Below are 13,332 nucleotides of genomic sequence, written 5' to 3'. Positions count from 1 at the left end.
GGGCGACGGCCGCCCGCGCCGTGGTGGACGAGCGGATCCGCCGCGAGATCGCGCGGGTGCGGGGCGGCACGGTCGACTCCGACGACCACGTGCTCGCGGCGTTGGTGAACGGGGTGGACGAGGAAGGGGCCGCCCTGTCGGACGGGGAGATCAGGGACCAGGCCGTGAGCCTGATCGCCGCCGGCTACGAGACGACGAGCGCCGCGATGGCCTGGGCCGTCTACGCGATGCTCTCGACGTCCGGGGTGTGGGACCGGGCACGGGCCGAGGTGCTGGCCGAGTGCGGCACGGAACCCCCGACGGCGACGGCGGTGAAGCGCCTGACGTTCCTCGGCGGTGTCGTCCACGAGACGCTACGGCTCTACCCGCCGGCGGTGCTGTCGGCCAGGAGCGCGGCGGTGGACCTGACCGTGTCGGGGCACCGGGTGCCGGCGGGCACGACGATCCTGTTCAGCCCGTACGTCACCCACCGGCTGCCGGGCGTGTGGGCGGAACCGCTGCGGTTCCGCCCCGAACGGTGGGACCCGGCCTCACCCGTGCACGAGAAGCCCACGACGGCGACCTACCTCCCCTTCGCCGCCGGACCGCACCGCTGCGTGGGTTCCGTGTTCGCCACGACCGAGCTGACCGTGATGCTGGCCCGGCTGCTCACCCGCACGTCCCTCCGGCTGGTGCCGCAGTGGATCCAACCCACCAGTCTCGCGGCCATGCGGCCCCGCTGGGGGCTCCGGGCCGTCGTGTGCCCGGACCGGGGCTGAGCCGGCGACGGGTTCCCGGTCGCCGAACGCGCTCACCGCGCCAGACACGGCGTGGCCGCCGGGCCGTCCCCGGCCCTGGGACGGCCGACCCCGCCGCTGCCCTCGGGGCGGCGGCCTCCGCCGCCGGTCCGCGCCCGGAGCGCGCGGCACCGACCGTCCCGTACCCGCACCGGGGTGTCGGCCCTGCTCCGCCACGGGGTGGTCGCCCGCGTGGGACACTCGCGGGCGCCACCCGCCCTCCTGCCACCGCACCGCGCCGTCCCGCTCGTGGGCGGCCCGGCACGCCGTGCCGGTGTGAGGGAGAACGAACGAGACGTGAACGGAACCAGCTCGATGGTCGCCCTCGAAGGACTCACCCGGACTGTCGACCTGATCGGGGTGGGCGCGAACGCCGTGCTCGGCGGGATGCTCGCCCGCTCCAGGAACTTCGACGCCGTCGGGTTCCTGGTGCTCGCGATCGTGTCGGGGTTGGGGGGAGGCCTGATCAGGGACACCCTGCTCCAGCAGGGCACGCCGGTGGCGTTGACCGACTACGCCTACCTGCTCACCGCGCTGGGCGGAGCGTTGGTGGCGTTCCTGCTCCAGTTCGAACACCGGGCGCTGTGGCGGCGGGGGTTCCCGGTCGTGGACGCGGCGGCCGTGGGCTGCTGGGCGGCGGCCGGCGCCGGGAAGACCCTCGACGCGGGGCTTGGCTGGCTGCCGGCGGTGCTGCTCGGCACCATCACCGCCGTCGGCGGGGGTATGACGCGCGACATCATGCTCGGCCAGGTCCCCAGGATCTTCGGCGGTGGCCCGCTCTACGCGACCTGTGCCGCGATCGCGAGCGGGGCGTTGGTGGTCCTCGCCAGCCTCGGACACCGCGAGGCCGGGGTGCTGGTGGCGCTCCTGCTCGGCACCGGGCTGTGCCTGGTGTCCCAGTGGCGGGGCTGGACCGCGCCGAGGGGACGGACGTGGGGAGGGGGACGCTCGGATCCGCCGGGGGGCTCCGGCCCGCCCGAGGAACCGCCTCCCGCCCCCGGCAAGTAAGGGCGGGCGCCGGCACCGCGAGCGGCCTCGCGCGGGAGACCCTCCGACGCCGGCCCCGGGGAACACCGTGGTCGCCGTTCCCCGGGCGACCACCGCCGCTCAGGCCCGCCCCGGCGGGAGCGGGTGAACTCCGCGGTGCCGGGACGACCGGGCGGTCCGGGGCGACGTTCCTGTCGTCACCCGGCGGCCCTGGGTCAACGCCGGGCGGACCGGCTCGCGCCCAGCACCTCCCCGATCCGGCTCGGCGCCGGTTCCCCCGCCCGGTTGTAGGGGAGGAACCGCAGCAGCCGGGCGAGGCCGCAGGTGTTCGTGAGCCCGGCGAAGGCCAGTCCGCCTCCGACGAAGGCGGCCACCCAGCGAAGGCGGGGCCACCGCAGGCTCGCGAGCACCGACGCCAGCACGACACTGCCCGCCACCAGCCGGACCTGGCGCTCCAGCTCCCACCTGGCCCGGCCCCGCGTCACGGTGTGCCCGTTGGCCGTCCACTCGCTGATCCCGCCGTCGAGCACCGCGACGTTGCCGAGGCCGGCTTCGGCCAGCAGTCCGCGCGCCTGGCGGGCGCGGGTCCCGGTCGCGCAGATCAGCACGACGGGGTCGTCGTGGGCGTCCCGCAGCTCGGAGCGGTGCCGGCGGAGCAGGTCCAGTGGCAGGTTGTGGCTTCCAGGGACCCGCACCGTCTCGAACTCCGACGCGGTCCGGACGTCGACCAGCCGCACGTCGGGATCCGCCGCGACCAGACGCTCCACGTTTGCCGCGTGCAGCAACATCTCTTCAGTGCTCGTCACTCGAAGCTCTCCGTCTCTTCCCGTTCTCCGAACGCCCGCGCTCAGCGGAGGCACGCCGCCGGTCGCCCAGGACAGCGCCCGCGTCCCGCCGCCTCCGCCCGCCCCACGACGTTCCCCTCGTCGCGGGCCGGCGACCCCGCACCCAGGGTGCCGCCCGCGCCGGGCCGCTTCAATACGCCGTCGGGCTGGCCCTCCAGCGTGGACCGTCAGCCGATCGGACACAAACTATCGGGTGAATTTGGGACGAAAGGCGGCCGAGTGAACCGTAGTGGTCACCGTCGTCCGCCGATCGCTCGTCCCGCCGACGGCGGACCGTTCCGTCCGGGACCCACCGGTTGCGGGATTTACAGGGAAGCGGGACAACTTGAAAGCTGGTCACATCAGTCCCTGCCCGTCCCACCACGACCGAGGAGCGCCCGTGACCGGAACGTCGTTCTCACGCCGGAACCGTCGAGGGCTCGCCGCCCTGGTGGGACTCACCCTGCTCACCACGGCCGCCGCACCGGCCCACGCCGGGGAAACGCCCCGGAACCGGCAGGAGCCGGCGATCGCGTACCACGAGTGGCGATCCGCGGCCGACCTGACGCGGGGTGAACTGGCGGGAACCGCGGCCACCCCCGACGGCGACGCACTCGTCGTGGACACGCCGTTGGGGACGATCGACCGGGACGGCCCCGGCGGTACCCGCACCTACGAGTACGCGACCTGGACGTCCCCGGAACGGCGGGACGAACTGGCGGCGACCGAGCTGGTCCCGTCGTGGAACGCGGTCACGCCGGCGGGGACCTGGCTGCGGGTCGAGGTGCGGGCGGTCACCGCCCAGGGCGAGCGCACCGCCTGGTACACCCTGGCCGACTGGGCCTCGGGGGACAGCCACATCCTCCGCACCACCGTCTCCGGGCAGTCCGACTCGCACGCCCGCGTCAACGTGGACACCCTCGTGGCCGCCGGGACGACCCGCTTCGACGGGTACCAGCTGAGGGTCACGCTGTACCGGGAGGCCGGGAGCGACCTCACCCCCGAACTGGTGATGGCGGGGGCGATGGTGTCCGACGTCCCCTCCCGCTCCGAGGTCCCCACCGGCCCGGGCGCGGGCGCGTGGGGGACGGAACTCGTGGTGCCCCGCTACTCGCAGAACGTGCACCGGGGAAAGTACCCCGAGTACGGGGGCGGCGGCGAGGTGTGGTGCAGCCCCACCTCGACGACGATGGTGCTCGAGTACTGGGGAACGGGCCCCACCGAGGAGGACCTGTCCTGGATCGACGACGGCTACGTCGACCCACAGGTGGCCCACGCGGCCAGGCACACCTACGACCACGACTACGCGGGCGCCGGGAACTGGCCGTTCAACACCGCCTACGCGGCCCAGTTCGGACTCCGGGCCCACGTCACGCGGCTGGCCTCCATCACGGAGTTGGAGGAGCACATCAAGGCGGGCATCCCCGTCATCACCTCCGTGTCGTTCCGGTCGGACGAACTGGACGGCGCCGGGTACGGCACGAACGGCCACCTGTTCGTCGTCGTCGGATTCGACGACGAGGGGAACGTGATCGTCAACGATCCGGCCTCCCCCGACAACGAGGCGGTGCGCCGGGTCTACGACCGCGACCAGTTCAACACCGTCTGGCTGCGCACCCAACGCGAGGGAGGCAGCGGGCCCGGGGGCATCGCCTACCTCATCCACGACGCGGACACGCCGCTGCCGTGACACCGGGGCCGTCCGGCCCGGTGGAGGCCGACCGCGCGGGAAGGGCGAGCCAGCCCGGGGTCAGTTCGGCGCCTCCTCCAGCGCCGGCTCCCACAGGGGCGGCAGCCCGAACGGCGGGAAGTACTCGACACCCAGGAACGAGGTGAGACCGGCGATCCGATCGCCGCGCAGGGACAACACCGTGACGGACCCAGGCACGGTGGACCGCCGCCGCCGGCTCCCGCAGGTAGAAGGCCACCGCCGGCTGCCCGTTCGCCGTCGTCGCCCGATACCGCCACGAACCGCAGGACGACAGCGGCACGCGCACCGCGAAATCCATCACCGCGTCCCTTCCCGCGTACCAGTCCACCAGCGGAGGCATCGACCAGGTGACGTCCTCGGTGAGCAGCGCGACCAACGCCCGGGCGTCCCCCCGTTCCAGCGCCTCGGCGTAGGAGGTGACGATCTCCCGGACCCCGCCGTCACCGAGGGCGCGCAGGGTGCGCAGCTGTGAGACGGGAGGAACCCTCGTCGACACCCCCACCCGCGCCCGCTGGAGGGCGCTGTTCACCGACGCGGTCGAGGTGCCCATCATGGACGCCACCTCGGAGGCGGAGTAGCCGAGCACCTCCACGAGCAGCAACGCGGCCCGCTGGTTCCCGGGCAGGTGTTGCAGCGCGGCGACGAAGGCGAGTTCCACGGCCTCGCGCTGGTCGTACCGGGCTTCGGGTCCGCGGGACACACCCTCCGGCGCGCCGTGCGGGTAGGGCTCCAGCCAGGCCACCTCGGCACCGGACGACCCCGGTGTCACGTTCGTGTTCGCCGGGCCCAGGTCGACCGGCAGAGCCCGGCGTCGGCGTCCGGCGAGCTGGTCCAGGCAGGCGCGGGTGGTGACCGTGTAGAGCCAGGAGCGCAGCGACGCCCGTTCCTCGAACCGCGACAGCCCTCGCCAGGCCCGCAGCATGGCCTCCTGGAGCGCGTCGTCGGCGTCGTGGGCGGAGCCAAGCAGGCGGTAGCAGTGCGCGTGGAGCTCGGGCCGCAGGGGCCGCACGAGGCGGGTGAAGGCGTCCTGGTCGCCGTTCCGCGCCAGGACCAGGTCCGGTTCTCGCGCGCTCGTCACCGGATCGGGACCGGGAGGGCGCGTCATGACCGATGATTCTGCCGCACGGCGTCGGTCTCCCTTCCGGAACCACCACACCGAGCCCAGGGAGGGCAGCGACATGACAGCTGGGCACCACGCGGAACCACCGGTCTGGTTCGACATCTCCAGTCACGACGCTCCTCGTGCGCGGCGCTTCTACCGGGAGATGTTCGACTGGCCGATCCGGGAGATCGACGGCGGCTACGCGCTCGTCGGTGAGGACGACGACCCGGTCGGCGGCATCGGTCAGGCCGGCCCCGACAGCCCCTACACCGGGATCACGGTCTACTTCCGGGTGGCGGAGGTCGACTCGGCCCTGGCCCGAGCGGAGCGGCTGGGTGGGACCCCGGTCCTGGAACCGGTCGACGTGCCGGGGCAGGGCCGCATCGCCGCGTTCGCCGACCCGGAGGGCCACGTCATCGGGCTGTCGAGCGGCTGAGCCCGGCCCGCCTCCCCTACCGGGCGGGAGGCGGCCCGCCTCCCGCCCACTCCCCCAGGACCAACGAACGAACCGGAAGGTGGCCCCATGAACCAGAACCACGCGAAACGCGATCTGCGCCGGCTGCTCGACGAGGCACGGGAGGCGATGCTCTGGAAGCTGGCGGGGCTCACCGAGTACGACGCCCGCCGGCCGGTAACCCCGACCGGGACCAACCTGCTCGGGTTGGTCAAACACGTGACGGCCGTGGAGATCGCCTACCTCGGGTACGCCTTCGGCCGGCCCTATCCCGAACAGCTGGACTGGATCGGCCCCGAGGCGGAACCGAACGCCGACATGTGGGCGACCGAGGCGGAGTCCCGCGAGGAGATCGTCTCCCGGTACCGCCGGGTGTGGGCCCACTCCGACACCACCCTCGACGAGTGCGCCCTGGACGCCGTCGGCCACGTGCCGTGGTGGCCGACGGACCGGGCGACGGTCACCCTGCACCAGGTGCTGGCGCACGTGGTGGCGGAGGTCCACCGGCACGCGGGGCACGCGGACCTCGTGCGGGAACTGCTCGACGGTGGCGTGGGCCGGCTGCCGGGGCAGGAGGACGTCGCCGCCGGCTCCGCGGAGTGGTGGTCGGCGTACCACGCACGCCTGGTCGAGGTCGCGGAGGGCTTCCGCCAGCGCTGAGAGCGCGTGGCCCGCCGTCGCCCACCCCGTGGGCGGCGGTGGTCAGCGCACCCGGCCCGGCTCGGAGGGGCGCTCCGGTGTGGGAGGGCGCCGGTCCCCCGGCGACACGACGACCTCAGAGGGGAACGGGGATGGAGTCGATCCGGTACTGGCCGCCGACCTGCACCACCCGCACGACCACCCGCTCGGAGCCGCCCCCGACGTAGTTGAGGGTCACCGACAACCGGCCGGCGTTGTCCCCCGTCACTCCCTCGCCGTGGATTCCCTGGTAGGAACCCCCGGTGTCGTTCTCGGACCAGTACTGGGCGAAGCCCTCCCGACCGCCGTACATCTCCTGCGCCCTCGGCGTCAGCATGTTCCACGCGGTGTCGCTGCCCGGGCTGGCGAAGAACGGCTGGAGCCAGGGGCCGACGCTGCCCCACTGGTTGACCGTGGCGGAGGTTTCGGTGCCCTCCTCGATGGGGTCGCCGAAGTCCTCCTCCAGCTCCTCGGCGTCGGGAACGACTCCCTCGTCGTCCTCCTCGTCCTCACCGGGCACCGGCTCGTCCGCGCTCTGGCTGGCGGAGGGTGCCGCGCTCTCCCCGGAGTCGCCCGTGGCGTTGTTCACCATGATGAACCCGGCGATACCACCGCCGAGGACCAGCACGACCACCGCCGCGATGACCATCACCTTCGCGTTGACACCACCGCCGTCCGCGCCGCCGGTGGAACCACCCGACGTGCCGGGCCGGGTCGTCGCCCTGGTCTCGGCGGGAATCGGCGACGGCGCCTCCCGGGTCTTCTCCGCCTTCGTCTCGGGCGGGACCGGTGCGGCCGCCGTCTTCGCCGGTGCCACCGGCTGCGGCATCCAGGGTGCGGCACCGCCCTTGGCCACGGCGGCCAGCGCCTCGCTGGCCTTGCGCATCGTCGGCCGGTCGATCGGGTCCGGCTGGAGGAGGCTGGTGAGCACCGAGGTCAACGGACCCGCCGCCTCGCTGGGCGGGTCGAGCCGGCCGGCGGCGACCGCGTGCAGCAACGCGAGCGGGTTCTGGTTCTGTGCCTCCGGGTACGGGCTGCGTCCCTCCACGGCCTGGTAGAGGGTGATGCCGAGCGCGAACACGTCGGAGGCGGGTGCCGGGTCCTGCCCCCTGGCCACCTCCGGGGCCAGGTAGGCGGGAGTTCCCGCCACCATGCCGGTCTGGGTGACGGTGACGTCACCGACGACGCGGGAGATCCCGAAGTCGGTGATCTTGGCGACGCCGCCGTAGTCGATCAGGATGTTGCCCGGCTTGATGTCGCGGTGGACGATCCCGGCGGCGTGGGCCGCGGCCAGGGCCGCCGCGACCTGGCTGCCGATGAGGGCGACCTCCTCGGGCGGCAGGGAACCGCGGTCGTCGAGGACGGCGGCCAGGCTCCTGGACTCCAGGAACTCGATGACCAGGCACGGGTCGCCGTTGTGCTCGGCGACGTCGAAGATGGCGATGGCGTTGGGATGTTGCAGTCTGGCGGCGATCCGCGCCTCACGCATGGCGCGGCGCCGCGCCATCTCGGTCTCCTGCGCGGTCAGCTCCGGCCGGAGCAACAGCTGCTTGATCGCGACCATCCTGTCCAGGCGCTCGTCATGCGCCTGCCAGACCACGCCCATGGCGCCACTGCCCACCCGCTCCAGCAGACGGTAGTGGCCCGCGATCACTTGCCCCTTTTCGATGACCGGTTACCCCTCGTACACACCCCAACCCTGGAGTGGGGTTGATCTGCACCAACACCCCATACGGTAGCCGACGCGGGAACACGCGCCGACACCGTGTGGACCTTGATCCGGGAACTGAACAGGTGTTTCACGCCGAGGTGACGGCGGGGCGGTCGGCCGTCCGGGGGAACGGTCCGGACGGCCGACCGAGCACTACACCGTTCGGAGCAGGACCACGGGTCGTCCCCCGTCCCCGACTACGCCGCGTGGGAGGTGGTCACCTCGGCGAGGTAGGACCGTGTCCGGTCCGGGTCGAGCAACCAGTTCCGGAAGTCCGAGGGCCTGTCGAAGCCGTTGGCGAAGCGGTCGGCCACCTCCGGGTGCTCACCGGCGGCGCCGAGCACCTCCAGCACGTGGGGTGCCGGTGGCGCGAGCATGGCGTTGGTCCAGGCGGTGACCGTCTCCGCCTCGGCCCAGTAGGCCTCGAAGGCGGAGCGCATGAACGCCTCGTCGAGTGGCCCCTCCCCGGCCGCGGTGATCGCGTCCAGGTACACCGCCGCGCACTTGCTCGCGTTGTTCGACCCCTGGCCGGTGATGGGGTCGTTGGCCACGACGACGTCGGCCATGCCGAGGGCGAGCCGGCCGGAGGGCAGGCGTCCCACGGGCTCGCGGACGACGGGCGGGTAGCCGCCGACCAGCGTCGCCTTCGGGTCGGTGAGCTCCACCCCGTGCGCCCGCTCGTACTCCCAGGGAACGTACTGCCGCATGAGGTCGAGGGTCCTGGCGAGGTGTGCCTCCGGATCGTTGCGCACGTCGGAGAAGCAGTCGAGCGGACCGTCCGGGAGCCCCTCGAAGAACAGGATGTCGCAGGGGCCGCTGAGGGTCAGGGAGGGCATGACGAACAACTCCCCGAGCCCGGGGAGCAGGTTGCAGCGGACCGCGTTGACGTCCGGGTGCTCGGGCCGAGGGGCCAGGCCGTGGACGTAGACGACCGAGAGCGCGCGCTGCGCCGAGGTGTAGTGGGAGCGGGCCGCGTCCCGGTCGAAGAGGTCGACGAGCTCACCCTTGCCGGCGGCGACGACCGTCAGGTCGAACATGACGGTGAGGGAGTCCAGGTCGGACACGCTGACGGGGTGGATGACCAGGTGCCCGCCCGCGCGCTCGAACTCCTCGAGCCAGCCCGCCATCTTCACCCGCTGGTCGACGGACTGCGCCGGCTGGTCCAGCCTGCCCAGCCAGTTGATGGCCCGGCCGCCGTCGGGTCCCCCGACCGAGACGCCGAGGCCGTGCACCTCGGGCGCCTGGTCGGCCCAGAAGTCGACGCCCAGTTCCCTCTCGTGCGCGAGGGAGCTGCCGAACATCATCTGGGTGGACATCACCCGGCCGTTGCGGATCTCCTCCGGCGTCCGCGCTGACATCAGGGTGACGTCGTAGCCACGACCCACCAGCCCCAACCCCAGCTGCAGCCCGGACTGCCCTGCTCCGACGATGAGAATCCTGCGCACAGCGGTTCCTTCCTTGTCCGAGAAAGCCCGGTGGTCTCTCCCCTGCAACCGGACAGGCACCTGTTCGCCGACGTTCGCGACGCCTCGCACCACTCTCCTCGCGCGGACGCGAGCCGCCACCCCCCGTTGAGGTGAATCCGGGCCGCCGCGCGCCGGGCGGCGGCCCGCAGTGTCCTCCTTCGTCAGTTCTCCTCCCGGGGGTCCGACCGCCCACCCGGCCGGACCCACACCAGCACACCCGCCCCTGGCTGGGCGGGGAAACCTCCCGACACGCCCGCCCGGCCCCCCGACCGCACCCGGACGAGTGGTCCTGGCGGCCTCAGGCCGCCGGTTCGCCGAGCGAGGCCAGGTACGCCCTGGCCTTGTCCTCCTCGAACAGGAAGTTCGCGAAGTCCGCCGGGTTGTTGAAGCCGTTGGTGATGCGGTCACCGACGGCGGGGTGCGTGTTCCCGGCGGCCAGGAGGTCCAGCACGTGCGGCTCGGGCGGCGCCAGCAGGGTGTTCGACCAGCGGGTGGAGTGCTGGGCGTACTCCCAGTACCGCTCGAAGGTGGCCGTCATGAACTCCTCGTCGAACGGGCGGTCGCCGTGTTCGACGATGCTGGTCAGGTAGGACGCGGCGCACTTGCTCGCGTTGTTCGCGCCCTGGCCGGCGATCGGGTCGTTGACCACGACGACGTCGGCCATCCCCAGCACCGCCCCGCCGGAGGGGAGCCGGCCGACGGGCTTGCGCACCATCGGGTTGACCCGACCCGTCAGGTTGGACCGCTCGTCGGTGATCCGCACCCCCGCGAACCGGTCGCGCTCCCACGGCGCGTACTCCTGGAACAGCGCGACGGTCCGGTCGAGCTGTTCCCGGGGCCCCGGCGAGTCGCCGAAGCGGTCCAAGGGCCCTCCGGGGATCGCCGACACGTAGAGGATGTCGCAGGGACCGGTGTGCGTGAGGCCGGGCATGATGTACAGCTCACCCAGGCCGCCGATGAGGTTGATCCCGATGATGGTGATGTCGGGGTCCTCGGGGGCCAGCCCGTGGGTGTAGACGATGGCCACGGCCCGTTGCGGGCCGGAGAACCGCGACCGGGTCGGGTCCCGGTCGAACATGTCGACCAGTTCACCCCGGCCGGCCGCCACGACGGTCAGGTCGTAGAGCCGGGCCAGTCCGTCCAGGTCGGACACGGAGGCGGGGTGGATGATGACGTTGCCACCGCGGTCCTGGAACATCTCCAGCCAGGTCGCCATCTTCACCCGCTGGTCCACCGACTGGGCGTAGGCGCTGAAGTCGCCGTGCCAGTTGACGATCCGGGTCCCGTCCGGTCCGGTGGCCGAGAGGTGTTTGCGTTTGATCCGCGGGGTCTCCGGCTCCCAGAGGTTCAGACCGTGGTCCCGCTCGTGTTGCAGGGCGGTGTCGAACATGACCTGGGTGGAGGTGACCCTGGCGTTCCGTATCTCCTCCGGGGTGCGGGCGGAGATCACGGTGACCTCGTAGTCCTGCTCCTGGAGGCTCAGTGCCAGTTGTAAGCCGGACTGCCCACTGCCCACGATAAGAATTCTGCGCATCGACTCCACTTTCCCCGAACCGTTCCGGTGCCGACCACGGCGAGCCCCTTCACCCGGTCACTGCCAGCGCGTGCTTGATCGCCTCGGTCAGGACACCCCTGGCGTCGACGCCCTCCCGGGCGTCGCAGTTCACGATGGGGACGTTCGGGCCGACGGCGAGCGCCTCCCGGACCTCCTCCAGCGGGTAGACCGGTGCGTCGTCGAACTGGTTCACCGCGATGATGAACGGGACGTCGCAGTCGTTCTCGAAGTAGTTCACGGCCGGGAAGCAGTCGGAGAGCCGCCGGGTGTCGACCAGGATCACCGCGCCCAGCGCGCCACGGACGAGGTCGTCCCACATGAACCAGAACCGGGGTTGCCCCGGGGTGCCGAAGAGGTACAGCACCAGCTCCGAGTCCAGGGTGATCCGCCCGAAGTCCATGGCGACGGTCGTGGTGGTCTTGTCCGGAGTCTCCTCCAGGTCGTCGACCGGGGCGCTGACCTCCGTCATCAGCGCCTCGGTGCTGAGCGTCGGCACCTCCGACACCGATCCGACGAAGGTCGTCTTGCCGACCCCGAACCCCCCGGCGATGACGATCTTCGCGGAGATCGCCGAGGCGTCGTCGCCCTCAGGAGATGGTCTGTAGCCCACGAAGCACCCTTTCGAGCAGGTCTCGTTGGTCTTGCTCGCTGTCGATACTGGTCGCGTGTACCCGCACCCGGCCCTGGTCGCTGAGGTCGCAGACCAGCACCCGGACGACGCCGAGTGGCAGCTTGAGCCTGGTGGAGATCTCGGCGATGGACTGCCGGTTGCGGCAGAGCTCGTAGATCCGCCATGACTCGGGGATCAGGGTCTTCTCCAGCGCCGGGTCGAACTCCACCACCGAGATGAGAGTCTCCAGCAGGAGCGGCCGACGGGATCGGGTGCGCCCGCCGGTCACCAGGTACGGCCGGACCCGGGCGCTCTTACGCGGATTGTTGGTCACGACGCTCCTCGTTCCTCACGCGTCACCCCGGCACCGGGCCGGCGGGTGACGGTCACGAAGTCTTCGCCTCGCTCAGCTCGGTACGCAGTTCGGGGGAGAGCACGTGCGCGGCCTTCTCCACCAGCAGGGTCATCTGGTAGGCGACGACCTTCATCTCGCACTCACCGGACGCCAGCACGGTCAGGCACGACCCGTCGCTGACCGACATGATGAACAGGTAGCCCCGTTCCATCTTGATGATGGTCTGCTCGCACGCGCCCTGTTGGAAGAGGCGGGAACTGCCCTGCGCGAGGCTGAGCAGACCGCTCGACATCGCCGCGAGCTGTTCGGCGTTCTCGACCGCCAGGTCCTTCGACGCCGTGAGCAGCAGCCCGTCGACGGAGACGACCACCGCGTGGGTAACCCCGGGGACCTGGTCGACGAAGTCGTTGACCAGCCAGGCGAGGTTCTGCGCCTCATTACTCGATGGACGACTCATGTCAGCCCGTCCCGCTCCTTCGTAGTGGGGTTCACTGGTTCGCGCCCGCCCGCGTGGGCCGTCTCCTGGACGACGTCGGCCGGGGAGTCCGAGTTCTGGGGGTCGGCTTCCCCTGCCGTGGCTGCGGACCGGGTCGCGCCCGCGGCGCGCCGGCCGCGCGGCTGGCGGCGCGCCGGGTCCGGTCGCTCGGCCTCCGCCTTCGTGGTGGAGCTCGCGTCGGATCCGGCGGTGCTCTCCGGTCCGGCGGGTGCCGAGGTCCCGTCCCGCCCGGTGGCCGGCTCGGTGGGCGGTGCGGCGTGAGCCGTCGCCGCGGTCTCCTTCCTGGCGGCGTCCTGTCCGAGCTCGAAGCCGTCCAGGGCGTCGTGCAGGGCCTTCGCGGCCTGGGCTGACGAGGGTCGCTCGGTCGCGGCCCTCGGGCCCTGCTCGGTGCTCGACGCGCGGCGGGGGGCGCGCTTGGGCAGTCCACCGCTGGTGGTGCCGTTCACCTCGGATCCACTGGTGGGCGTCGGTTTCGCGCCACCGGAAGGGCGGGGAGGCGCCGAGGAGGCCGGTGTCCTGGTGGGGAGCGGACTGGCGCCGGCGGTCCGAACGGCACCCCGGTCGGGGGAGGTGGGGGCGCGGCCGGGCAGCGGCGGCCGCTGGGGGT

14 protein-coding genes are annotated in these 13,332 nt (G+C 72.2%); 5 read left to right on the top strand and 9 right to left on the bottom strand.

Translation table 11 applies throughout. The annotated features are described in order from the left end of the window. The coding region (locus ACTIDRAF_RS27775; RefSeq protein WP_016698169.1) for a cytochrome P450 at window positions 1–758 on the top strand (758 nt) is incomplete at its 5' end. Between the two features lie 315 nt (window positions 759–1,073). After that, a complete protein-coding gene (locus ACTIDRAF_RS27770) occupies window positions 1,074–1,784 on the top strand; it encodes a trimeric intracellular cation channel family protein (protein WP_211215288.1) in 711 nt (236 codons plus the stop codon). Between the two features lie 194 nt (window positions 1,785–1,978). Here the strand turns inward: ACTIDRAF_RS27770 and ACTIDRAF_RS0207800 are convergent, their stop codons facing one another. Beyond that, window positions 1,979–2,569, bottom strand: a complete 591-nt coding sequence (locus ACTIDRAF_RS0207800; protein WP_052168744.1) for a rhodanese-like domain-containing protein — start codon at window positions 2,567–2,569, stop codon at window positions 1,979–1,981. 418 nt (window positions 2,570–2,987) lie between these two features. On the opposite strand from ACTIDRAF_RS0207800, the gene ACTIDRAF_RS0207795 reads away from it, so the two are divergent. After that, a complete protein-coding gene (locus tag ACTIDRAF_RS0207795; RefSeq protein WP_016698166.1) occupies window positions 2,988–4,277 on the top strand; it encodes a C39 family peptidase in 1,290 nt (429 codons plus the stop codon). Here ACTIDRAF_RS0207795 and ACTIDRAF_RS27765 read toward each other — a convergent pair. Beyond that, on the bottom strand, window positions 4,246–5,403 hold the full coding sequence (locus tag ACTIDRAF_RS27765) for an RNA polymerase subunit sigma-70 (RefSeq protein WP_342626677.1): 1,158 nt from the start codon (window positions 5,401–5,403) through the stop codon (window positions 4,246–4,248). The genes ACTIDRAF_RS0207795 and ACTIDRAF_RS27765 overlap by 32 nt on opposite strands. On the opposite strand from ACTIDRAF_RS27765, the gene ACTIDRAF_RS0207785 reads away from it, so the two are divergent. Both ACTIDRAF_RS0207785 and ACTIDRAF_RS0207780 read left to right on the top strand, forming a co-directional pair. Next, on the top strand, window positions 5,402–5,836 hold the full coding sequence (locus ACTIDRAF_RS0207785) for a VOC family protein (RefSeq protein WP_245533470.1): 435 nt from the start codon (window positions 5,402–5,404) through the stop codon (window positions 5,834–5,836). The two genes, ACTIDRAF_RS27765 and ACTIDRAF_RS0207785, sit on opposite strands and share 2 nt — an antisense overlap. An 87-nt stretch (window positions 5,837–5,923) precedes the next feature. Continuing rightward, a complete protein-coding gene (locus tag ACTIDRAF_RS0207780) occupies window positions 5,924–6,514 on the top strand; it encodes a DinB family protein (protein ID WP_016698164.1) in 591 nt (196 codons plus the stop codon). 115 nt (window positions 6,515–6,629) lie between these two features. On the opposite strand, the gene ACTIDRAF_RS0207775 is transcribed toward ACTIDRAF_RS0207780, so the two are convergent. The 7 genes from ACTIDRAF_RS0207775 to ACTIDRAF_RS0207745 form a co-directional block, all read right to left on the bottom strand. Next, the gene (locus tag ACTIDRAF_RS0207775) at window positions 6,630–8,186 is read right to left on the bottom strand and encodes a serine/threonine-protein kinase (protein ID WP_016698163.1); all 1,557 of its coding nucleotides are present in this window, start codon (window positions 8,184–8,186) and stop codon (window positions 6,630–6,632) included. A gap of 254 nt (window positions 8,187–8,440) precedes the next feature. Further along, complete coding sequence (locus ACTIDRAF_RS0207770; RefSeq protein WP_016698162.1) at window positions 8,441–9,688, bottom strand: styrene monooxygenase/indole monooxygenase family protein; 1,248 nt, start codon at window positions 9,686–9,688, stop codon at window positions 8,441–8,443. Window positions 9,689–10,007: 319 nt separating this feature from the next. Then, window positions 10,008–11,243: a styrene monooxygenase/indole monooxygenase family protein gene (locus tag ACTIDRAF_RS0207765; RefSeq protein ID WP_026065881.1), complete on the bottom strand. Its 1,236-nt coding sequence runs from the start codon at window positions 11,241–11,243 to the stop codon at window positions 10,008–10,010. 49 nt (window positions 11,244–11,292) lie between these two features. Then, a complete protein-coding gene (locus ACTIDRAF_RS0207760) occupies window positions 11,293–11,874 on the bottom strand; it encodes a GTP-binding protein (RefSeq protein ID WP_016698160.1) in 582 nt (193 codons plus the stop codon). Continuing rightward, entirely contained in the window at window positions 11,852–12,208 is a 357-nt protein-coding gene (locus ACTIDRAF_RS0207755; protein WP_016698159.1) for a DUF742 domain-containing protein, read from the bottom strand. Before ACTIDRAF_RS0207755 ends, ACTIDRAF_RS0207760 begins: the two co-directional genes overlap by 23 nt. A gap of 52 nt (window positions 12,209–12,260) precedes the next feature. After that, a complete protein-coding gene (locus tag ACTIDRAF_RS0207750; protein ID WP_016698158.1) occupies window positions 12,261–12,686 on the bottom strand; it encodes a roadblock/LC7 domain-containing protein in 426 nt (141 codons plus the stop codon). Beyond that, window positions 12,683–13,171 carry a hypothetical protein gene (locus ACTIDRAF_RS0207745; protein WP_016698157.1) on the bottom strand — a complete coding sequence of 163 codons (489 nt, stop codon included), beginning with the start codon at window positions 13,169–13,171 and terminating at the stop codon, window positions 12,683–12,685. Before ACTIDRAF_RS0207745 ends, ACTIDRAF_RS0207750 begins: the two co-directional genes overlap by 4 nt. Between the last annotated feature and the right edge of the window lie 161 nt (window positions 13,172–13,332).

Source organism: Actinoalloteichus spitiensis RMV-1378, from assembly GCF_000239155.1.
Taxonomy (GTDB): Bacteria; Actinomycetota; Actinomycetes; order Mycobacteriales; family Pseudonocardiaceae; genus Actinoalloteichus_B; species Actinoalloteichus_B spitiensis.
Note: the sequence above shows the minus strand (reverse complement) of the source record. Positions and strands in the feature narration are given on the sequence as shown.